This window comes from Pseudomonas sp. 22072 (genome assembly GCF_052046095.1).
In the GTDB taxonomy this organism is placed as follows: Bacteria; Pseudomonadota; Gammaproteobacteria; order Pseudomonadales; family Pseudomonadaceae; genus Aquipseudomonas; species Aquipseudomonas paracarnis.
In genome coordinates this window covers 126,351-148,499 of record NZ_JBQEQE010000010.1, presented here as the reverse complement: position 1 = coordinate 148,499, position 22,149 = coordinate 126,351, and the positions used below count along the sequence as shown (strand labels likewise).

The 22,149-nt window shown below is 62.5% G+C and carries 17 protein-coding genes; 14 read left to right on the top strand and 3 right to left on the bottom strand.

What is annotated here, in order from left to right; genetic code table 11:
- The first annotated feature begins 19 nt into the window (after nt 1-19).
- Nucleotides 20-1,537, top strand: a complete 1,518-nt coding sequence (locus ACTJLA_RS13190; protein ID WP_057974984.1) for an ArnT family glycosyltransferase — start codon at nt 20-22, stop codon at nt 1,535-1,537.
- Between the two features lie 27 nt (nt 1,538-1,564).
- Nucleotides 1,565-1,693: a hypothetical protein gene (locus ACTJLA_RS13185; RefSeq protein ID WP_267910694.1), complete on the top strand. Its 129-nt coding sequence runs from the start codon at nt 1,565-1,567 to the stop codon at nt 1,691-1,693.
- A 562-nt stretch (nt 1,694-2,255) separates the two neighbouring features.
- Here the strand turns inward: ACTJLA_RS13185 and ACTJLA_RS13180 are convergent.
- A complete protein-coding gene (locus ACTJLA_RS13180) occupies nt 2,256-8,525 on the bottom strand; it encodes an amino acid adenylation domain-containing protein (protein WP_440841395.1) in 6,270 nt (2,089 codons plus the stop codon).
- A gap of 490 nt (nt 8,526-9,015) precedes the next feature.
- On the opposite strand from ACTJLA_RS13180, the gene ACTJLA_RS13175 reads away from it, so the two are divergent.
- Both ACTJLA_RS13175 and ACTJLA_RS13170 read left to right on the top strand, forming a co-directional pair.
- Nucleotides 9,016-9,810 carry a helix-turn-helix transcriptional regulator gene (locus ACTJLA_RS13175; RefSeq protein ID WP_034128181.1) on the top strand — a complete coding sequence of 265 codons (795 nt, stop codon included), beginning with the start codon at nt 9,016-9,018 and terminating at the stop codon, nt 9,808-9,810.
- Nucleotides 9,810-11,279: an efflux transporter outer membrane subunit gene (locus ACTJLA_RS13170; protein ID WP_314550389.1), complete on the top strand. Its 1,470-nt coding sequence runs from the start codon at nt 9,810-9,812 to the stop codon at nt 11,277-11,279. The genes ACTJLA_RS13175 and ACTJLA_RS13170 overlap by 1 nt, the downstream gene beginning before the upstream one ends.
- On the opposite strand, the gene hpaA is transcribed toward ACTJLA_RS13170, so the two are convergent.
- Nucleotides 11,206-12,066 (bottom strand): 4-hydroxyphenylacetate catabolism regulatory protein HpaA, encoded by an 861-nt coding sequence (gene hpaA / locus ACTJLA_RS13165; protein WP_089042196.1) that lies wholly within the window; start codon nt 12,064-12,066, stop codon nt 11,206-11,208. The two genes, ACTJLA_RS13170 and hpaA, sit on opposite strands and share 74 nt — an antisense overlap.
- A gap of 128 nt (nt 12,067-12,194) precedes the next feature.
- Between hpaA and ACTJLA_RS13160 the strand changes: the two genes are divergently transcribed.
- The 8 genes from ACTJLA_RS13160 to hpaI all read left to right on the top strand — a co-directional run bounded on the left by ACTJLA_RS13160 (nt 12,195) and on the right by hpaI (nt 19,584).
- Complete coding sequence (locus ACTJLA_RS13160; RefSeq protein WP_314550392.1) at nt 12,195-12,860, top strand: fumarylacetoacetate hydrolase family protein; 666 nt, start codon at nt 12,195-12,197, stop codon at nt 12,858-12,860.
- On the top strand, nt 12,857-13,627 hold the full coding sequence (locus tag ACTJLA_RS13155) for a fumarylacetoacetate hydrolase family protein (RefSeq protein WP_089042195.1): 771 nt from the start codon (nt 12,857-12,859) through the stop codon (nt 13,625-13,627). The genes ACTJLA_RS13160 and ACTJLA_RS13155 overlap by 4 nt, the downstream gene beginning before the upstream one ends.
- A gap of 5 nt (nt 13,628-13,632) precedes the next feature.
- Nucleotides 13,633-15,093: a 5-carboxymethyl-2-hydroxymuconate semialdehyde dehydrogenase gene (gene hpaE / locus ACTJLA_RS13150; protein ID WP_314550393.1), complete on the top strand. Its 1,461-nt coding sequence runs from the start codon at nt 13,633-13,635 to the stop codon at nt 15,091-15,093.
- 154 nt (nt 15,094-15,247) lie between these two features.
- The gene (gene hpaD, locus ACTJLA_RS13145) at nt 15,248-16,105 is read left to right on the top strand and encodes a 3,4-dihydroxyphenylacetate 2,3-dioxygenase (RefSeq protein WP_294164723.1); all 858 of its coding nucleotides are present in this window, start codon (nt 15,248-15,250) and stop codon (nt 16,103-16,105) included.
- 15 nt (nt 16,106-16,120) lie between these two features.
- Nucleotides 16,121-16,513: a 5-carboxymethyl-2-hydroxymuconate Delta-isomerase gene (locus ACTJLA_RS13140; protein WP_105227272.1), complete on the top strand. Its 393-nt coding sequence runs from the start codon at nt 16,121-16,123 to the stop codon at nt 16,511-16,513.
- 134 nt (nt 16,514-16,647) lie between these two features.
- A complete protein-coding gene (locus ACTJLA_RS13135; RefSeq protein ID WP_314550397.1) occupies nt 16,648-17,952 on the top strand; it encodes an MFS transporter in 1,305 nt (434 codons plus the stop codon).
- Nucleotides 17,953-17,963: 11 nt separating this feature from the next.
- Nucleotides 17,964-18,767 carry a 2-oxo-hept-4-ene-1,7-dioate hydratase gene (gene hpaH / locus ACTJLA_RS13130; RefSeq protein ID WP_200583114.1) on the top strand — a complete coding sequence of 268 codons (804 nt, stop codon included), beginning with the start codon at nt 17,964-17,966 and terminating at the stop codon, nt 18,765-18,767.
- A 16-nt stretch (nt 18,768-18,783) separates the two neighbouring features.
- On the top strand, nt 18,784-19,584 hold the full coding sequence (hpaI, locus tag ACTJLA_RS13125) for a 4-hydroxy-2-oxoheptanedioate aldolase (RefSeq protein WP_314550399.1): 801 nt from the start codon (nt 18,784-18,786) through the stop codon (nt 19,582-19,584).
- Nucleotides 19,585-19,707: 123 nt separating this feature from the next.
- Here the strand turns inward: hpaI and hpaR are convergent, their stop codons facing one another.
- Complete coding sequence (hpaR, locus tag ACTJLA_RS13120) at nt 19,708-20,130, bottom strand: homoprotocatechuate degradation operon regulator HpaR (RefSeq protein WP_014719078.1); 423 nt, start codon at nt 20,128-20,130, stop codon at nt 19,708-19,710.
- A 207-nt stretch (nt 20,131-20,337) separates the two neighbouring features.
- On the opposite strand from hpaR, the gene ACTJLA_RS13115 reads away from it, so the two are divergent.
- Entirely contained in the window at nt 20,338-21,636 is a 1,299-nt protein-coding gene (locus ACTJLA_RS13115; protein ID WP_034128190.1) for an NAD(P)/FAD-dependent oxidoreductase, read from the top strand.
- 134 nt (nt 21,637-21,770) lie between these two features.
- Nucleotides 21,771-22,136, top strand: a complete 366-nt coding sequence (locus ACTJLA_RS13110; protein ID WP_034128191.1) for a cupin domain-containing protein — start codon at nt 21,771-21,773, stop codon at nt 22,134-22,136.
- Nucleotides 22,137-22,149 lie beyond the last annotated feature (13 nt).

Here is a 22,149-nt window from a genome sequence, read left to right as displayed (position 1 = left end):
CTGCCACGGGGAACATCCCATGAGTTTCTGGAAAACCGAACGCGGCGCCCTGGTGTTACTGCTGGGCACCTCGGCCTTGCTGCTCTTGCTGGGCCTGGGCAGCCGCGAACTGTGGGGGCCGGAAACGCGCTGGGCGAATATCGCCTTGCAGATGCTGCAAAGCGGTGACTATTTCGACCCATACCTCAAAGGCACGCCGTATTACGACAAACCCCTGCCCTCCTACTGGCTGATCACCGGGTTTGCCCATCTGCTCGGCGGCCTCGGCCCGTGGTCGCTGCGCCTGTCATCGGTGATTGCCGCGTGGTTGAGCATCTGGCTGGTGTACCTGATCGGTGAACGCCTGTTTCGTAAAGGCACCGGGCTGATTGCCGGGTGGATGCTCGCCACCACCTTCTACTTCCTGTTCTGGGCCCGCGTGGCCACCGCCGATGTCCTCACCGTGTGCGGCGTGCTGGCAGCGGTGTGGTGGTATTGGCGTGGGCCGGATGACACGCGGTTGGGGCGCTACACGGTGTTTTTCCTGTTGCTGGCCGCCACCTCACTGTTCAAGGGCTTGATCGGTGTGGTGCTGCCGGGCCTGGTGCTGTTGCCACACTTGCTCAGCGAACACCGCTACAAACGCCACCTCAACCTGCGCTTGGTGCTGGCCCTGCTCATCGCAGGCATCGTGTACGCGATTCCCTTTGTACTGTCCCACCGCTACGGCGCCCCCACTTACGGCGAGAGCGGCCTGGAGCTGGTGTTCCGCGAAAACGTGGTGCGCTTCTTCGACCCCTTCGACCATATGGGGCCGATCTACACCTACCTGATCTACTTGCCGGTCTACACCCTACCCTGGGCACCCTGCTGGTTACTTGGCCTGTGGCTGGCCGTGCGCAACTGGCGCAGGGCGCCGCCCAACGTACGCTGGCTAGTGTGGGGCCTGGGCCTGTTGTTTGTATTCTTCACCGCCAGCGGCAGCCGCCGCAGCTACTACGTGTTGCCGCTGGTGCCCTTCGCCCAACTGCTCGCCGCCTGGTGGCTGAGTGAACGCCTGCACAAAAAACCTTCGAGCTGGCCGCGCTGGCAAACAGGCATTGGCCTCAGCGCAGGCCTGCTCTTGCTGGTGCTGGGCGTGATCTACCCCTGGACCAACGGCAACGGCGGCGTCACCCGCTTCGCCGCCGACCTGCAAGCCCAGGCAGAAAAAAGCGCACCCTGGAACCAATGGCAACTGGTGCTGGTAGAGGTCGACAACAAACTGCCCATGTACCTGCAAAACCACGGCAAACCTTTCTACTACGTCAGCGAAAGCCAGGACTTCCCGCGCCAGGGCGACAGCGCCGCATTCATGGCCTGGCTGGAGAAAACCAGCGGCCAGGGGTTTGATCCGCAACGCACGATAATCGTCGCGCAGTATTCCAAGGACGAGCCCGCGCCGTTGGCGTTCCTGGGGGTGGATCATCAAGTGGTGACGACGCAACCGGATAATGGGGAGCGGTTGTTCAAGGCGCGTGAGGGAGGGAGTGTGGCGTTTGTTCCGGGGATACGCTGAGGTACTGTTGCTTGCTGGCCTTTTTTCATGGCGAAGATTCTGGCGGTGTGGCATTTGTTGGAGATTGCCAAGACTACGGTGGATCGCTCCTACCTTGGTATTGATGCAAATACCTTGGTAGTTCAGGCGAACCGGGTCGATGCCATCGCAGCATAGATATCTACACAACTTTAATGCGACGCAGGACCTGTGGCGAGGGAGCTTGCTCCCGCGACGGCCTGACAGCCGACGCTGATATAACTGATGCCCCGCGATCCCATGTGGGAGCTGGCTTGCCTGCGAAGGCGGTCTTAAAGCCGACCAGTATCTCGGGTCAGACCGCGTACATATCGGTTCCTGCGGCAATGGCTGCTATTGGTTCCGCTTTTACAGCGGGTCACTGTTGAAAAGAGCCGGAATGCCGGCCCAGCCAAAAGTAACCAAAAGGCTCTTGCCCCACCACTCGGCACCTCGCGTAGTCTCGGTGTGCCCGTAATCCGACAGCGTGGTTTAACGGGGCGCCTAAGATCAAAAGCAGATCAAGATCAAGAGCGGCTCGCTTCGCATCGTGGTTACCGTCGGCGGCTACAGGCTACAAAGTTGTGTAGATACCTATGGCCATCGCAGGCAAGCCAGCTCCCACATGGGTTCGCAGGGCATCAGTTGGATCAATGCCGGCTGTCAGGCCGCTTACGCGAGCAAGCCGCTTCCACCGCAAGCTCCCCTCACCACAAGTCAGCTAAATCCGTCGACGGCGGTTGAGTTGGGGGATGGCGGCTTGGGGAGCTTCCACGCGCGGGGCCTGCGCCGCCGTTTTCGCGGCCAGTTGTGCCAGCGTGGGCTGGCTGAACAAGGTGCGTGCGTCCACGTCCAGCCCGGCCTTGCGCAGGCGGGCTACCAGGTTCACTGCCAACAGGGAGTGCCCGCCCAGTTCAAAGAAGTGGTCATGGCGCCCTACCCGTTCGAGCTTCAACACGTCAGCCCAGATCCCGGCCATCAGGGTTTCCACCTCGCCCACTGGCGCTTCGTAGGCTCGGCTAAGCACGGCCTCCAGCCCTGGCGCCGGCAGGGCCTTGCGGTCGAGTTTGCCGGCGGGGTTGAGGGGCAGTGCGTCGAGTTGCACGAAGGCGGCCGGCACCATGTATTCCGGCAGGTGCTCCAGCACATGGTCACGCAAGGCTTGCAGGCTCGGCGCCTGGCCGCGCAGGGTGAAGTAGGCCACCAGGCGCTCATCGCGAATCAATACCGCCACCTCGTGCAGCGCCGGGTGGGCGGCCAGGCGTGCTTCGATCTCTCCCAGCTCCAGGCGCACACCGCGAAGTTTCACTTGGAAGTCGTTACGCCCAAGGAATTCAAGAGTGCCGTCTGGCAGGTAGCGCACCAGGTCGCCGGTGCGATACAGGCGGTCGCCGGGCACGAAGGGGCTTTCGATGAAACGTTCGGCGGTCAGCTGTTCCAAGCCCAGGTAACCACGGGCAACGCCGACGCCGCCGATGTGCAGTTGGCCGCTGATACCCATGGGCACCGGCGCATCATGAGCGTCCAGGACATACAGGCGGGTGTTGTTGATGGCGCGGCCAATCGGCAATTGCAAGGCGGGCACGGGCGCGCCGGGTTCGAGGGTCCAGGCGCAGCTGTCCACCGTGGCTTCGGTGGGGCCGTACACGTTATGCAAGCGCACCGTGGGCAAGCGCGCCTGCACGCCACGGGCCAAGGCGGCGGTGAGTTCGCCGCCGCCGCACACTATATCGGTGAGGCTGGTGCACAGGGCCGATTCGTCCAGGTCCAGAAACTGCTGCAACATTGCGGGCACGAACTGGATCACCCTGATCTGCTGCTCACGAATCACCTGGGCCAGGTACGCCGGTTCACGGTGCCCATCGGGCCGCGCCAACACCAGGCGCATGCCGTTGCTCAACGGCCAGAACAGCTCCCACACAGAACCATCGAAGCTGAACGGCGCGCGCTGCAACAAGGCGCCGCCTTCGGCGTTCGGGCACAGTTGCGAGCCCCAATGCAACAGGTTGCCCAGGCCACGATGCTCGATCATCACACCCTTGGGCGTGCCGGTGGAGCCCGAGGTGTACATCACGTAGGCGAGATTGGCGACGCTCAAGCCTGGCACGCTTGGATTGTCGATCGGCGCCTGATTCCAAGTGCAGTGGTCGAAGTCGATCAGCGGGATCGAGACATCGCCCACCCCTTCGCGAGTGGCAGCTTGTACCAACAGTGCCACTGGCTGGCTGTCTGTGAGCATGTAGGCCAGGCGCTCGCGTGGGTAACCTGGGTCGAGCGGCACATAGGCGCCGCCCGCCTTGAGAATTCCCAATAAGCCCACCACCAAGTCCAACCCACGCTCCACGCACAACGCCACCCGCGAGTCCGGTTGTACGCCGTGCTCACGCAAGTGAAAAGCCAGTTGGTTGGCACGTTCGTTGAGTTGGCGGTAGGTCAATGCGTGCTGACCCGCCTGCACCGCAATGGCATCGGGGGTTCGCCGCGCATGGGCTTCAAACAGCGCTTGCACGGTCAGCGTTTGTGGGTAGTCGGTGGAGGTTGCGTTGAAGTCCACCAATAGAGTTTGCAACTGGCTCGCGGGCAGCACCTGCACACCGCGCAGCGGCATATCCGGCGTGCTTTCCAATGCGTCCAGCAGGCCATTCAGCGCGGTGTCGAAGTAGCTCAAGACAGGTTCAGCGCCCACTGTGTCCGGGGCCATGACCTTGAGCCGGAAGCCGCTGGCCGTGTCGTCCACCGTGAGCATCAACGGGTAACTGAGGATGTCTTCACTGCTAAGCAAGGCAATGCCCGGCACAAGGTTCAGGCCAGGGTCCGCCGAGGTGTGACGATAGTTGAGCAAACTGTTGAACAGTTCCGGCACGCCGCTGCGACGCTGGGCCAACGCCAGGGACGCCTGTTCATGGGCGAGCAAAGCGCTCAGTTGCGCGTGAGTGTCGTGCAGCGCATCCGCCACGTTTTTCCCGGCCAGGCGTAGGCGCAGCGGCAAGGTGTTGATAAACATGCCCAAGGCCCGCTCGGCCCCCTCGCCGGCTTGCAAGCGGCCGAGCAGCACGGTACCGAACACCACATCTTCGCGGCCGGCGACACGGCTGAGCACCTGAGCCCAGGCCAGGTGGAAAAGGCTCGCGGCACTGACCCCCAGGGCTCGTGCCTGGCTGCGCAGGCGCAGATTGAGCGCGTCGCTGAGCGAGCGCTGCGCCTCTTCGGTCTCGGCACGCAGGGCCTGACGCTTCTGTAGGCCGAACGCCAAGGTCGGCTCATCGACATCCGCCAGACGCTCTCGAAAGAACGCCTCGTGCGCCGCCTGGCGAGCCGTTGAGCGGGCCTGCGCGACCATGTTGCGATAAGGCACGGGCACAGGCAGCTGCGCCTGTTGCCCCAGCAGATGGGCACGAATCTCGTCCACCAGCAGCGTGGTCGACGTGGCATCGTTGACCAGATGATGAAAGCGCAGCCTGGCGACCCAGCGCTGGTGCTGGGGCTCCTCGGCGTAATCCAGGGCCATCAGCGGCGCCTGGCGCAAGTCCAGGGGTTGCGCCGGTTCGCGCAGCACTTCAACTCGCAGCTGCGCCTGGCGCCACACCACCTGCATCGGTTGTTCCAGGGCATCCCACACCAGGCTGGTGCGCAAAATATCGTGGCGATCGATCACCTGTTGCAGGGCACTGGCGAAGGCATCCAGCTGCTCGCGGCGCGCGAAGCTGAACAGCGCTTGTTGCTGGTACGGGTCGTGCGCGTCGGTGAGGTGGTGGTAGAGCAACCCTTCCTGCAACGGCGCCAGCGGATAGATATCCTGCACGTTGGCGGCGCCGCCAGGGATGCCGGCGACGATGCGGTCGAGGCTGGTTTGGTCAAGTTCGGCAAGAACGAGCAAATCCTTGGTGATATGGGTGCAACCGGCCGGGATTCGATTGGCCGGCACCGCCTGTTCGTGACCGACGCACGCCGCCGCCAGCGCCGCCAGGGTGGGCTGGCCGAACAGCACTTGCACATCGGCGCGCAGGCCGGCCTCGCGCATGCGCTGCACCAGTTGCACCGCCAACAGCGAATGCCCGCCCAGCTCGAAGAAATGGTCATGGCGGCCCACTGGCTGCACATTCAGCAACTCGGCCCAGATCTGCGCCAGTGTGGTTTCCACGCCCTCTTGTGGCGCTTCGAAGCGGCGGGTGATAAAGGCTTCCTGGGTCGGTGACGGCAAGGCTCGGCGGTCGAGCTTGCCGTTGGCGGTGAGGGGCAACGCGTCGAGGCGCACGTAAGCAGCGGGGAGCATGTAGTCCGGCAACGAGGCTTGCAGGTGAGTACGCAGTGCTTCGATCGCCACAGGCTGACGAGGCACAAACCACGCCCATAATTGCCCGTCGCGAAACTGCACCACCGCGTCCTGAAGCGCCGGATGGCTGGCCAGGGCCGACTCGATTTCCCCCAGCTCGATGCGCACGCCACGGATTTTTACCTGGTCGTCATTGCGCCCCAGGTAGTCGAGATTGCCGTCTGGCAGCCAGCGCGCCAGGTCGCCGGTGCGGTACATGCGAGCGCCGCTGAAAGGGTCGTCGATAAACCGTTCGGCACTCAACTCGGCACGGTTCAGGTACCCCCGCGCCACGCCCTTGCCGCCGACATACAACTCCCCCGCCACGCCAATCGGCACCGGGCGTTGCTGCGCGTCCAGCAGGTAGACGCGGGCATTGGCGACCGGCGCGCCGATATGCAACGGCTGGCCCACCTCAACGCGCCCCGAGGTCGTCACAACGGTGGCTTCGGTGGGGCCATAGTTGTTCACCACCGCGAACGTCTGTGCCTGGGGGAAGGTGCGCAGGCGGTCGCCGCCGATCAGCAAGGTGCGCAAGGTAGGATGCCCCAGCCCCTGGCTGAACGCATATTCGGCCACAGGCGTGGGCAGGAAACACACATCCAATGGTTGCGAGCGCCACCAGCCGAGCAACGCGTCGATATCTTCCGCGCCTTCATGGGCCGGTGGCAGGTGCAAGGTCGCCCCCACGCACAACGCCGGCCAGACTTCCCAGGCCATGGCATCAAAACCGAAGCCGGCGACGCTGGCAGTGTGGCTGCCCGCATGCAGGTCGAACGCTTGGCAATGCCAGTCCACCAGGTTCGACACGCTGTGATGTTCGACCATCACACCCTTGGGCAACCCGGTGGAACCCGAGGTGTAAATCACGTAAGCCAGGTTCGACGGCGTGACGGCAACCTGAGGGTTACTGTCGATGGATGCGCTACCAGGCTCCAGCGCGATCACCGGTACCGTCGAGACGGGCAGACGCTGGCGTAAATCGCGCTGAGTCAGGATGGCCGCGGGCGCGCTGTCGTGCAGCAGGTACTCCAGGCGTTCGCCGGGATGGGCCGGGTCAAGCGGCACGTAGCAGGCGCCGGCCTTGAGGATCGCCAACAGCCCCGCCAGGGTGTCAAGGCCACGCCGGGCCAGGATTGCGACACGGTCATCGGGCTGTACGCCGAGCGCCACTAGTTGATGGGCGAGTGCATTGGCCTGGCGGTTGAGTTGGGTGTAGCTCAGTGAACGGTCCTGAAACACCGCCGCAATCGCGTGGGGCGTGCGTGCGGCCTGGGCTTCAATGCGCTGGTGCAGGGTTTGCGGCGTAGCGTTGGGCTGCGCGGTGGCGTTCCAGTGCAGCAGTCGGGCCTGCTCCTCGGGCAGCAGCATGCAAAACTCGCCGATGGGCAGCGCAGTGTCCTCCAACCCCTGCTCCAGCAGCCCGATGAAACGCTGGGCCAACGCCTGCACATCGTGCGCCTGGAAATACGCCTCGTTGTAGACGCAATGCAGCCACGCATTGTCCTGGTAACGGTTGCTGCGCAAGTGAATGGCGAGCGGTAGCGCTTCATGGTGATTGGAGACTTTGATCGCGCGGGCCTGGACCTGACCGAAGCGCAGGTCGTGGTCGTCCTGCTCGAACGATACCGACACGTCGAAGAGTTGCCCGCGATCTGTTCGGCGCAAGCCCAGTTCGTGGTTCATCTCACTCAACGGGAAGCGCTGATGACGAAAATCCTGCTTGAGCTGATCACGGATGCCCCGTACCAGAGCACCGAAAGACACGCCCTCGTTGAACGCAAAACGTACCGCGCTGACCTGGGTGAAGAGGCCCACAGTGGCGCGAAAACGCGCGTTGGAGCGGTTGAGAATCGGCAGGCCCACTCCCCATTCCTGCCGTTGGCCGGTGCGGGTGAAATACACATACATCGCCGCCAGCAACACATGAAAGGCCGACGCCTGGTAGTGGTTGGCAACCTGCTCCATGCGGTTGAGCAACTGTACCGGAAAGCCTTGCACCCAGGTGTTGCTCGACGTTTTGGTGTTGTGCCTGGGGCTGAGCAGCGGCTCGGGCAACACCTGGTATTTGCCCAGCCAATAATCACGGTCGCGGGCGTAGCGGGCCGATTGCAGGTAGCGTTGGTCGGTGTCGATAAAGTCGATGTAGGAAGGCGCCAGTGGCTCGGTGGCGCGCCCCTGCTCCAGGGCACTGTAGAGCTGCGCGAGGGATTGCAGCATCTGGCCGAAGCCCCAGCCGTCGAGGATCAGGTGATGAGCCTGGGTACCGAGGCGGTAGTGATCATCATCAAGTTTGACCAGGAAAAAACGGCACAGTGGCTCACCGCTCAGGGCGTAGGGCCGAGCCATTTGCGCCTGCATCAAGGTTTGGCTTGCCGCGGATGGGTCGGGCAACGCGGAGAAATCATGCAGCGCCATTTCCACCTTCAGCTCCGGGGCGAATGTTTGCCCAGGCAGGCCATTGGCGTCGGTGTGCAGTTGGGTGCGTAGTGCATCGTGACGGGCCACCAGCAGTGCGACAGCATGCTGCATGCGTTCGGGCTCGACGGTGCCGGCAAAATCCAGATAGCCGCCAATGTTGTACAGCGGCGAATCGCCCACGCGCAGTTGGTCGAGCCAAATGTCTTGTTGGGCGCCAGTGAGGGGGAAGCGGGCCGGCTGGCTGGAGGAATACTGCATAAGATCCTTCTCATGGGGGTCAGGCACTGGCCGCGCAGAGGTGGCCCATTACGCCGAAGTTGCCGGATTGGAGCATGGCCGCCGAGGGGTGTCTGACACCCGAAACCCGGACATTCAAACGGATGGATAGGCCTTGATCGAAGGTTCATGGCTGAAACGATTAAAGCGTTGTAGGAGATTGGCTACAGCTCATCCATGCCGAGCCTCTGGATAACCCCTTTATTTTAATAATTAATCATTTACATCAATAACTTAACTAAAACTAAAAATAACTTACACCTGTACGTAGCCGGCTTAATTCACGAGAAACGTCGGATTAATGGCGCAGCTTTTATGGCAGCTTGTGTCCCTCGTTTCCGCTACATACGTAGGACAAATCCCTATGGCTAAATAAAATCTCGAACGCCGAGTTACGTTCAAGCAGTACGGAGTGCCCTGCACAGGCCCTGGGCAACCGTTGACGGTTTTCGACATCAAGGATGAGATGGCTATGAGTCTGACCCCAAGTATTGGCGACACCTGCGGCCCGCATTTTTATGCCGAAATGGGCGAGTTGATTTCAAACAGCGGCGACGAACATTTCGCCGCCACGATGTTGCAGCTGGTGGGCAAGTGGGTACCGATTCACCTGGTAGACCTCAGCGAATGGACCCTGGATGAACTGCGCGACCGCGTGCTGGACATCAAGTTACTGGGCAGCGCCGGGGTGAAAAAGGATTTGTCGGTGCCCCAGACCTTGCATGCGCTGAACGACCATCCGTTGCTGCAGCAGATGCTGCACATGCAAGACCCGCTGCTGATCCAGATGAACGCCAAGGCCAACAGCGCGCATCCGCGCGGCACTTCGCACCAGTGCAACCTGGTATCGCGCCAGGGCAATCGACGCTGTGTGATTTCGTTCTATCGCCCGCCGACCCAGCAGGGGTTCTCCCTGGCTGAGTTGTCGTTTCTCAAGTGCTTGTCGGACACGCTGTTGCCGTTGATGGAACGGCACGCCCAGAGCCTGCGCCAGGCGCCGCACGCCGAGACTGAGCCGGCCCATACCCTGTTGGAACAATCGCAGTTGCAGCGTGAGTTCTACAAACGCTTGTCTTTGAGCGACATCACCCTTTCGGCGCGGGAACAGGAGGTGTGCCTGGGCCTGCTGACCGGCGGTACCGTGCCGCAAATCGCGGAGAAACTCAGTGTCAAAAACAGCTCGATCGAGACCTACCTCAAGCGCGCCGCCGCCAAGCTGGGCGTGAGCGGCCGGCATGGCCTGGCCAAATGGATGGTGGGCGCCTGATGAGCACACGAGCACTGTGCACCGTCGGCATGGCCTGGATGCTCGGCGGTTGCTCGCTGATTCCCGAGTACCAGCGACCAGCCGCGCCGACGCCTGCGCAGTACCCCCAAGACGGCGTATACCGCCTGGCGCAGGCCGGCACCCAGGCGCAAAACCCGGACTGGCAGCAGCTGTTCCGCGACCCGGCGCTGCAACAGCTGATTAATGATGCGTTGGTCAACAACCGCGACCTGCGAGTGGCGGCCCTGAATGTGCAAGCGTTCCAGGCCCAGTACCGAATCCAGCGCGCGGACCTCTTCCCGGCGAGCTCTGCCACAGGCGCCGGCAAGCGCCAGAAGTTGCCAGGGAGCGTGACCGGCACCGGCAAGTCAGCGATAACCTCCAACTATTCCGCCACCTTGGGCCTGAGCGCCTATGAGCTGGATCTGTTTGGCCGCGTGCGCAGCCTCAGCGAACAGGCGCTGCTCACTTACCTGGGTACCGAACAAGCGCGGCGCAGTACGCAATTGAGCCTGGTGGCCAACGTCGCCAATGCCTACCTGACCTGGCGCGCCGATCAGGAACTGCTGGCCTTGGCCGAGCAAACCCTGGTCGCCAACGACCACAGCTGGCAATTGACCCGCCGCAGCAAAAGCGCAGGCAAAGCCTCGGCGCTGGACGTGGTGCAAGCGCGCACAGCAGTGGAAAGTACCCGCGCCAGCGTAGCCCGCTATGAACGCCAGGTGGCCCAGGACCTCAACAACCTCACACTGCTGGTGGGTGGCCCGGTGGATGAACACCTGCCTGCGCGCCCATTGGCCGACGATCTGGTCGCCCGCGTGCCCGCCGGCTTGCCCTCGGACCTGCTGCAACGCCGCCCGGATATCCTCCAGGCCGAATACCAACTGCAGGCGGCCAACGCCAATATCGGTGCGGCCCGTGCTGCGTTCTTTCCTTCCGTGACCCTGACGGCAAACGCCGGCAGCACCAGCAAGGAGCTGTCGGGGCTGTTCAAGGGCGGCTCGGGTAGCTGGACCTTTCAGCCGCAGATCAACCTGCCGATCTTCAACGCCGGCAGCCTGCGCGCCAGCCTCGATTACGCCAGGCTGCAGAAGGACATCACGGTGGCCCAGTACGAAAAATCCATCCAGGGCGCCTTCCAGGAAGTTGCCGACGGCCTCGCCGCACGCCAGACCTTCAACGACCAACTGGCGGCGCAACGGGATTTCGTCGCCGCCAACCAGAACTACTATGACCTGGCCGAGCACCGTTACCGCAGCGGCGTGGACAGCAACCTGACGTTCCTCGATGCGCAGCGTTCGCTGTTCAGCGCGCAACAGGCGCTGATTGTGGACCGGCTGGCGCAGTTGGTCGCCGAGGTGAATTTGTATACCGCACTGGGTGGCGCCTGGGATATCAGCGCAACCCCGACTGCCGCAGCCGGTACTCCCCCGGCGTCATCTGTGCATAGCGCAAAAAAAACCGGCTGAAATACGCAGGGTCCTTGAACCCCAGCTGGTAGCAGATTTCATTCGCGGAACTGCCGGTAAACAACAGCAGGCGCTTGGCCTCTTGCATCAGCCGTTCAAGGATCAGGCGCTTGGACGGCAGGTCAGCAATGCGTCGGCACACTTCATTGAGCCGCGCCTGGGTCACGCCAATGCCCTCGGCATAACGCGCCAACGGCCAATGTTCCAGGTAGTGGGCTTCGATCAGCTCGTTGAAACGATGGAAGATGCGCAGGTCTTCATGGGCTGTCGGGCGTGCCGGCTGGGCGTGGGCGCACAGGCGCAGCAGGCGGATCATGATCAACCGCGTCAGGCTGTCGAGGGCAGCGGCGCGCCCTGCCCGTTCGGCGTTGATCTCACTGCACAGCGCCTCGAAGAGTTGTTCCAACCCCTCAGCGTCGCCAGTCAAGGCCACACATGCGGCGCCGGAGGCGAGGCTGGGGTCGGCGTCGATCAATCCCCATACAAGCTGCTGGCGCACCGTCAACACATGCCCGTCGGCATCGGCTTCGGTGACAAAAGCATGGGCCACCGTGGGTGGCGTAAGGAAAAACATCGGTCCCGATTCAACGTACTGGCGGTCATCCAGATACACCCGCACTGCACCACTCTTGACGTAATGCACCTGGAAAAACCGGTCATGGCGATGCACCGCCATATTGCGCCCGAAAAACCCCGCCAGGTTGCCGAGCTTGTCGTAATGCACCTCGGCGTCGCTGTAGCGCTGGTCGTAGACCTGCCCGATGTTGATGTTGGGAATCGGCTTCACGGGGCTCTCTTCTTGTTGTTGTGAGGCCAGCGCAGTGTGCCACGCTTGACGGTAGTTAACATATTAATTATAACGTTAACAACTTAACGAACGGCCTGTGCAGCCGTCGTCACCGCCAGGAGAAACGCATGAGCCGAACCCTGCATGATGTTGCCAGCGGCACCCTGTTCGGCGTTGCGCTGAACTACCAGGGCCTGCTGGACCAGCATCTCGCCGCCTTCCAACAGCCGCCCTACCAGCAGCCGCCGACCAAGCCGGTGCTGTTTATCAAAACCCCCAACACCCGCAATGCCCATGGCGGCGTAGTGCTGCAGCCTGCGGGCGAGCGCCTGCAGCCGGGCCCGGCGCTGGGTGTGGTGATCGGCCAGCGCGCCAGCCGTATCAGCCTGGAGAACGCCATGGCGCATGTGGCCGGGTATGTGGTGGTGAATGAATTCAGCCTGCCGGAAGACAGCTACTACCGCCCCGCCGTCAAAGCCAAATGCCGCGATGGGTTTTGCGCCCTGGGCCCGCAGTTGGTGGCGCGGGATCAAGTGGCCAACCCCAATCAATTGAGCCTCAAGCTGTTCGTCAATGGCGAGCTGCGCCAGGAAAGCTCTACCGCCGATTGGGTACGCGACATCCCGCAATTGATCGCCGAGATCAGCGAGTTCATGACCCTGTACCCCGGCGATGTACTGATCACCGGCACCCCGCAAGGCCGCGTGGATGTGCAGCCAGGCGACCAGGTTGAGGTCGATATCACCGGCATTGGCCGCCTGAGCAACACCATTGCAGCGGAGGCATCGGCATGAAACGCGCACGTATCCACTTTGAAGGTGCAACCCACAACGTATTGGTGCAAGCCGACTGCAGCGTGCGCCTGGAGGATGGGCGGTTGCTGGCCGAAGACCAGGTGCAATGGCTGCCACCCGCCACCGGCAACATGTTCGCCCTGGGTTTGAACTACGCCGACCACGCCGCCGAACTGGCCTTTACGCCGCCGACCGAACCGCTGGCATTCATCAAATCGGTGGGCACCTACACCGGCCACCGCCAAGTCACCTGGCGCCCGGACAACGTCGCCTACATGCACTACGAGTGCGAGCTGGTGGCGGTGATCGGCAAAACCGCGCGCAACGTCAAGCGCGCCGACGCCCTGGACTACCTGGCCGGTTACACGGTGTGCAACGACTACGCGATCCGCGACTACCTGGAAAACTACTACCGCCCCAACCTGCGCGTGAAAAACCGCGACTCCACCACCCCGGTCGGCCCGTGGATTGTCGACGTGGCCGATGTGCCCGACCCAGGCAACCTGAAGCTGCGTACCTGGATCAACGGCGAACTGCGCCAGGAAGGCAGCACGAAAGACATGATTTTCGATATCCCCTACCTCATCGAATACCTGTCCAGCTTCATGACCCTGCAACCGGGCGACATGATCGCCACCGGCACGCCCGAGGGCCTGGCCGATGTGGTGCCGGGGGATGAGGTAGTGGTGGAAGTCGAAGGCGTGGGCCGCCTGGTCAACCGTATCGTCAGTGAAACGGAGTTTTTCTCCGCGCGCAAAGAGGCTTGAACAACATGATCAAACACTGGATCAACGGCCGTGAGGTCGAAAGCAAAGACACCTTTATCAACTACAACCCGGCCACCGGCGAGGCCATCGGTGAAGTGGCCAGCGGCGGTGCCGAAGAAGTCGCGCAGGCCGTGGCGGCGGCCAAGGCCGCGTTCCCCAAGTGGGCCAATACGCCGGCCAAGGAGCGCGCGCGCTTGATGCGCAAACTGGGCGAGCTGATCGAACAGAACGTGCCACACCTGGCCGAGCTGGAAACCCTGGACACCGGCCTGCCGATCCACCAGACCAAGAACGTGTTGATCCCGCGTGCCTCGCACAACTTCGATTTCTTCGCTGAGGTCTGCACCCGCATGGACGGCCACACCTACCCGGTGGATGACCAGATGCTCAACTACACCCTGTACCAGCCGGTGGGCGTGTGCGGGCTGGTATCGCCGTGGAACGTGCCGTTCATGACCGCCACCTGGAAGACCGCGCCGTGCCTGGCGCTGGGCAATACGGCGGTGTTGAAGATGTCGGAGCTGTCGCCGCTGACCGCCAATGAACTGGGGCGCCTGGCGGTGGAAGCCGGGATTCCCGACGGCGTGCTCAATGTGATCCAGGGCTACGGCGCCACCGCCGGTGATGCACTGGTGCGCCACCCGGATGTACGGGCGATTTCCTTTACCGGCGGCACCGCCACGGGTAAGAAAATCATGCAGAGCGCCGGCCTGAAAAAGTACTCCATGGAACTGGGCGGCAAGTCGCCGGTGCTGATTTTTGAAGACGCCGACCTGGAACGCGCCCTCGACGCCGCGTTGTTCACGATCTTTTCCCTCAACGGCGAGCGCTGCACCGCTGGCAGCCGGATCTTTATCCAGGAAAGTGTCTACTCGCAATTTGTCGCCGAGTTCGCGACGCGAGCCAAGCGCCTGATCGTCGGCGACCCCCAGGACCCCAAGACCCAGGTCGGCTCGATGATCACCCAGGCCCACTACGATAAGGTCACCGGCTACATCAAGATCGGCCTGGAGGAAGGCGCCACGCTGCTGGCTGGCGGCCTGGAACGCCCGGCCAACCTGCCGGCGCACCTCAGCCACGGCCAGTTTATCCAGCCGACGGTGTTTGCCGACGTGAACAACCGGATGCGCATCGCCCAGGAAGAAATCTTCGGCCCGGTGGTGTGCCTGATCCCGTTCAAAGACGAAGCTGAAGCGCTGCAATTGGCCAACGACACCGAATACGGGCTGGCCTCCTACATCTGGACCCAGGACATCGGCAAGGCCCACCGCCTGGCGCGCGGTATCGAAGCGGGCATGGTATTTATCAACAGCCAGAACGTACGGGATTTGCGCCAGCCGTTTGGCGGGGTCAAAGGCTCGGGCACCGGGCGTGAAGGCGGCCAGTACAGCTTTGAAGTATTTGCCGAGATCAAGAACGTGTGTATTTCCATGGGCAGTCATCACATTCCGCGCTGGGGCGTGTAGCCCAGGCTCAAACAAGCCTCCTGTGGAAGCCGGGCTTGCCCGCGATGCAGACACCGCGGTCCTTCAGCCGCACCGAGTCGATGCCATCGCAGGCAAGCCAGCTCCCACAGGGACCTCACAGGCCATACAAGAATAATTATTCAGGAGAGTCATCATGGGCGAAGTGGTTCTGGCAGCGAAGATCTGCCACGTACCGTCGATGTACCTGTCGGAACTGCCCGGCAAGCATCACGGCTGTCGCGAAGCGGCGATTGCCGGGCACAAGGAGATCGGCCGGCGTGCCCGCGAACTGGGGGCAGACACTGCGGTGGTGTTCGACGTGCACTGGCTGGTCAACAGCGGCTACCACGTCAATTGCGGCGAGCAGTTCCAGGGCACCTACACCAGCAACGAACTGCCGCACTTCATCAAGAACATGGACTACGCCTACCCCGGCTGCCCTGAACTGGGTGAGCTGATCGCCGCCGAAGCCAACCTGGCCGGCGTGCGCAGCATGGCCCATAACATCCCGAGCCTGGAGCTGGAATACGGCACCCTGGTGCCCATGCGCTACATGCATATGGACGTGCCCGAGGAGCAAAAGCTCAAGGTCATTTCCATCGCTGCCTGGTGCGCCTGGCATCGCCTGGAAGACAGCTTCGCCTTCGGCGCCGCCGTGCGCCGGGCGATCGAAAAGAGCGACCGCAAGGTGCTGGTGCTGGCGTCCGGCTCGCTGTCCCATCGGTTCTCGGACGACCGCCAGGCTGAGGCGAATATCCACAATTGGACCCGCGAATTCGACAAGCAGGTGGACCTGCATGTCGTGCAAATGTGGAAGCAAGGTCGCTTCAAGGAGTTCTGCGCCATGTTGCCCGACTACGCCGAACATTGTTTTGGCGAAGGCAAGATGCACGACACCGCCATGCTCCTGGGCCTGCTGGGTGGGCCGGACTATGCCAAGCCGACCGAGATCATCACGCCGCCGTTCGGCAGTTCGGGCACCGGCCAGATCAACGCGATTTTCCCGCTTTAACCCTGGGAGAACACCATGCCGCACTTTATCGCTGAGTACACCGACAACCTCGAACAGCAGGCCGATTTGCCCGGCCTGTTTGAAAAAGTCCACCGCGTGCTGGGTGACAGCGGTGTGTTTCCATTGGGCGGCATTCGCAGTCGCGGCGTGCGCCTGGACACCTGGCGCATGGCCGACGGCAAGCACGATTATGCCTTTGTACACATGACCCTCAAGGTCGGCCATGGCCGCGACCTGGCGACGCGCGAAGCAGTCGCCCAAGCGGTGTTCGCGGTGATCACCGCACACTTCGCCGAGCTGCAGGCGCAACGGTTGTTGGCGCTGTCGTTCGAGATGATCGAGCTGCACCCACAGCTCAACTTCAAGCAGAACAATGTGCATGCGTTCCTGAACAACCCGGCGAACTGAAACGGCCCCGCCCTCCCTGTAGGAGCGAGCTCGCTCGCGAAAAACCCACAGGCCCCGCGGATCACCGGCAGCGCTGCGTTTTCGTTAACGTTTTTCGCGAGCAAGCTCGCTCCTACAACAAAAAGAACAACGCCATGAGCACAGCCCATTCCACTGCAAGCCTGCGGCTTGCCGAGCACGACCGCACCCATCGTTTGGTGACCTGGCGCCTGATGCCCTTGTTGCTGGTGTGTTACCTGTTCGCCCATCTGGACCGCATCAACATCGGCTTTGCCAAGATGCAGATGAGCAGCGACCTGCACTTCAGCGACACCGTGTATGGCTTCGGCGCCGGCCTGTTCTTCATTGCCTACGCACTGTTCGGCGTGCCAAGCAACATTGCCCTGGACCGCGTCGGGCCAGGCCGCTGGATCGCCTGCCTGATGGTGGTGTGGGGCCTGCTCTCCACCGGCATGTTGTGGGTGGAGAGCGCGCGCGGGTTCTACGTGCTGCGCTTTCTGCTGGGTGTGGCCGAGGCCGGTTTTTTCCCGGGGATCCTGGTGTTCCTCAACCGTTGGTACCCGGCACGCCGTCGCGCCCAGGTCACTGCCTTGTTTGCCATTGCGGTGCCCATGGCCGGAGTGCTGGGCGGGCCGATTTCCGGGGCGATCCTGGAGAACTTCCACGACGTCGGCAGCCTGCGCGGCTGGCAGTGGATGTTCCTGATCGAAGGCGCGCCCGTGGTGCTACTGGGACTGGTGGTACTCAAGTGGCTGCCGGACAGTTTCGAGTCGGTGCACTGGCTGACTGCCGAGCAAAAACAGCAATTGCACACCCAACTGAGCAACGAGGAACAGCGCAAGACCATCACCTCGTTCGGCGGCATCCTGCGTGACCCGCAGGTGTGGCTGCTGGTGGCCGTGTACTTTGCGGTGATGCTGGCGGTCAACACCCTGGCGTTCTGGATGCCCACCCTGATCCACGGCGCCGGCATCGGCCGTGACAGCCAGGTCGGCTTGCTCAGCGCCGTGCCGTACCTGGCCGGCTGCTTCTTCATGCTCGGCTGCGGGCGCTCGTCCGACCGCCACCGCGAACGCCGCTGGCACCTGTGCGTGCCATTGCTGATGGCGGCGCTCGGCATCGCCGTCGCGGGCCTGGCGCCCGCCAATGCGCTGCTGGTGATGGGCGGGCTGGTGGTCGCCGGCATGGGCGCCAGTGCCGCCCTGCCGATGTTCTGGCAACTGCCACCGGCGTTTCTCTCCCACACCACCCAGGCGGCGGGCATCGCCATGATCAGCTCGTTCGGCAGCATCGCAGCGTTCCTCGCGCCCTACCTGATCGGCTGGATGCGCGACGCCACCCAGAGCGCCAGCCTGGCCCTGTACGTACTCGCCCTGTTTATCGCCCTCGGTGGTTTGCTGGTGCTGCGCACCCAGGCCGCCATCGTCAACCCACACTAGAGACCGTTGCCATGCTCGACTCCCAGCAAATCCTCACAGCAGCCGCCCACCTGGACCATGCCGAACGCAGCCGCGAACAGGTGCGCCAGTTTTCCCTCGACTACCCCGATATGACGATCGAGGACGCCTACGCCATCCAGCGTGAATGGGTCGCGCAGAAGATCAAGGACGGGCGCACGCTCAAGGGCCATAAGATCGGCCTGACGTCACGGGCCATGCAGGTGTCGTCGAATATCACCGAACCCGATTACGGCGCTCTGCTCGACGACATGTTTTTCGACGAAGGCAGCGACATTCCCTTCGAGCGTTTCATCGTGCCACGGGTGGAGGTGGAACTGGCTTTCATCCTCGGCAAGCCGCTCAAAGGGCCCAACTGCACGGTGTTCGATGTGCTCGACGCCACCGAGTGGGTGATCCCGGCGCTGGAAATCATCGACGCCCGCATCCAGCAGGTCGACCCGCATACCAACGCCACCCGCAAGGTGTTCGACACCATCTCCGACAACGCCGCCAACGCCGGTGTGGTCCTCGGCGGCCGCGCCGTGCGCCCCACCGAGATCGACCTGCGCAAGGTGCCGGCGGTGTTGTATCGCAATGGCGTGATCGAAGAGTCCGGGGTGTCGGCGGCGGTGCTCAACCACCCAGCCAAAGGCGTGGCGTGGCTGGCCAACAAGCTGGCGCCCTATGACGTCACCCTGCTGCCCGGCCAGGTGATTCTCGGCGGCTCGTTTACCCGCCCCGTGGCAGCCCGCCCTGGCGATACCTTCCACGTCGACTACGACCTGCTCGGCTCGATTGCCTGCCGCTTCGTCTGAACCCAGGAGTGCTTTCATGGACATGCCTGTCAACCGCTTCAAGCAACGCCTGCACAACCGCGAGATACAGATCGGCCTGTGGCTCGGCCTTGCCAACGCCTACTGCGCGGAACTGGCCGCCAACGCCGGTTTCGACTGGCTGCTGATCGACGGCGAACATGCGCCCAACCAGCTGGGGAACATGCTCGCGCAATTACAGGCCATCGCGCCCTACCCCAGCCAGGCGCTGATTCGCCCGGTGATCGGCGACACGGCGCTGATCAAACAACTGCTGGATATCGGCGCCCAGACGCTGCTGGTGCCCATGGTCGAAAACGCCGCCCAGGCCCGGGAACTGGTGCGCGCCCTGCGCTACCCGCCCCAGGGTATTCGCGGGGTCGGCAGCGCCCTGGCCCGCGCCTCGCGCTGGAACACCATCGCCGATTACCTCGACCAGGCCGACGCGCAGATGTGCCTGCTGTTGCAGATTGAGAATGCCGAGGGCCTGGCCAATCTGGACGCCATTGCCGCCGTCGAAGGCGTGGACGGGGTGTTTATCGGCCCGGCAGATTTGAGCGCGTCCATGGGCCACCGGGGTAACCCGGGGCATCCGCAGGTACAGGCGGCGATTGAGGAAGCCATCGTGCGTATCGTCAAGGCGGGTAAGGCGGCAGGGATTCTCAGTGCGGATGAAAATCTCGCCCGACGCTATATCGAGTTGGGGGCGACGTTCGTGGCAGTGGGGGTGGATACCACGGTGTTGATGCGGGGGCTGCAAAGCCTGGCCGGGAAGTTCAAAGACGTACCGGTGGCTGCCAATACCGGTGGTGTCTACTGAAATCCATGTGGGAGCTGGCTTGCCTGCGATAGCGGTGCATCAGCGACAGATAAGCCAGCTGACCCGGCGCTATCGCAGGCAAGCCAGCTCCCACAGTTGATCGGTGGTGGCTCAGTCATTAGTTCAGCGCTTGATGTTCTTCAAGTCATCCAGCAACCCCAACAAGGTCTGGAATTTCTCTTCGCCAAACTGATCCTGCAAACGCTGATAGTTGGCCTCCATGCACTGGCTCATGGACTCGAAACTCGCCTTGCCCTTGTCCGCCAGGGTAATCAGCACCCGGCGCTGGTCCTGTTCGGCCTTGCGCCGGTGCACCATGCCGGCCGCTTCCATGCGCACCAGTACGCCGGTCATGCTCGGCTTGAGGATGCAGGCCAGCTCCGCCAGTTGGTAGATCTCCAACTCACCGTGCTGTTCAAGGATGCGGATGATGCGCCATTGCTGTTCGGTCAGGCCGTGTTCATTCAGGGAAGGACGGAAAAAACTCATCGCGGCCTCGCGTGCTTGCAGCAAGGCCAGGGTCAAGGATTGTCGAGGTGTGGACATAGGGCTCAGGGTCACGAAGTATTTAGTTAATAGTTTAACGAAACTCTAACATTCCCGGCCGGCGAGCGCGCTATAACTTGTAGGTGCCCTCGCCCGTGGCGCGCTGAATCAAAAACCCGGGCACGCAGGATCAAGACTTCCAGCCCGCCAGGGGCCCTAATGGAGGCATCCGCTTTAGCGCCTTCCTTCACTTTTTCAGGCTGCGCCATGATCAACATCGAAACCCCCACGTACTACACCGCCACCAAAAAATACAACCTCAGCTTTCCCACCCTGGAACAGGATATCGACGCAGACGTCGTGGTCATCGGCGGCGGCTTTTCCGGGATCAACACGGCCCTTGAGCTGGCGGAAAAAGGCATCACCAACATTGTGGTGCTTGAAGCGCGCTACCTGGGCTTTGGCGGCACGGGCCGCAACGGTGGGCAGATCATGGCAGGCATCGGCCATGACCTGGAGAAGATCAAGAAGGACGTGGGCGAAGACGGCCTGCGCCAAGTGTTCGAGATCAGCGACCTGGGCGCCGACATCATCAAGAACCGCATCGCCAAGTACAACATCGACGCGGACTTTTGCCACGGCTACGGCTATATGGGCTTCAACGCCCGCCAGGAAAAAACCCTGCGCGCCTGGGAGAAGGACTTCAGGTCGATCAACAGCCAGCACGAAATCCGCTTTCTCGGCGGCTCCGATGTGCAGCAGATCATCGGCTCCACCGCCTACACCAGCGCCCTGTTGCACATGGGTGGCGGGCATGTGCATTCGCTGAACCTGCTGCTGGGCGAAGCCACCGCACTGGCCAGCCATGGCGTGAAGATCTTCGAGAACAGCCCGGCCCTGGACGTCAGCTATGGCGAGCGCATCACCGTGCGCACCGGTCGTGGTTCGGTACGCGCCAGCAAGTTGCTGTGGGCCTGTGACAGCTTTCTCAACAAGCTGGAGCCGGAACTGCACCGCTCGACCATCAACACCTACGCGTTCCAGATGATGACCGAGCCGTTGTCCGAGGAGTTGATCCAGCGTATCAGCCCGATCCGTGGGGCCTACAGCGACATCCGCCCGGTGATCGACTACTACCGCGTGACCAATGAAAACCGCCTGCTGTTCGGCGCCGCCACGCCTTTGGTGGAGCACATTCCCGGCGACCTCAAAGCCTGGAACCGCAACCTCATGCTGAAGATTTTCCCCTACCTCAAGGACGTGAAAATCGACCTGGCCTGGGGCGGCCCAATGGCGTGCAGCCCGAACCTGTTCCCGCAGGTGGGCACCTTGCCGGGGCGCAGCAACGCGTTTTTCGTGCAGGGCTATTCCGGCTTTGGCGTCACCCCCAGCCACATCATCTGCAAGGTGCTGGCCGAAGGCATGAGCGAAGGCTCGGCGCGCTATGACCTGGTCAGCTCGATTCACCGCCCCACCATCATCGGCAAGGACGCGATTCGCCCGCTGCTGCTGACGGCGGGCAAATCCTGGCACCAACTTTCCGGCTACTGGAACGGTCGCCGCTAACCCCCTGTAGGAGCGGGCTTGCCCGCGAAAAACTTCAACGATAACGCGTGCTTCCTGAATGAACGCGGCGCCTGTGAGTTTTTCGCGAGCAAGCTCGTTCCTACAAAAATCTCGTACTTATCGGAGCATCTGCCATGACACTTACCACCCTCAAACACAACGTCCAGCTGTCGGAACTAGACGCCTGGGGCACCGTGGCCGACCTCGGCTCGCAAATCCTCGAAGGCGAAGTACGCGCCTTCGGCAAGATGACCTTTGGCGCGCCCACCGATGCGGTCAGCAGTGCGTACTTCGGCACGACCCAGGGCAAGTTCCGCATGGTCTACCCCTTCGCCGAGCAAGCCACGGTAGTGACCGGCGAAGTGGTGCTGACCGACGAGTCCACCGGCCAAACCACCCGCTACAAGGCCGGTGACAGCTGGTTCGTGACCAAGGGCACGCCGGTGCTGTGGGAAGTGGTCAGCGAGAGTTTCGTCAAACACTACTTCGCCGTCGTGTAAGGGAGGCGTTGCC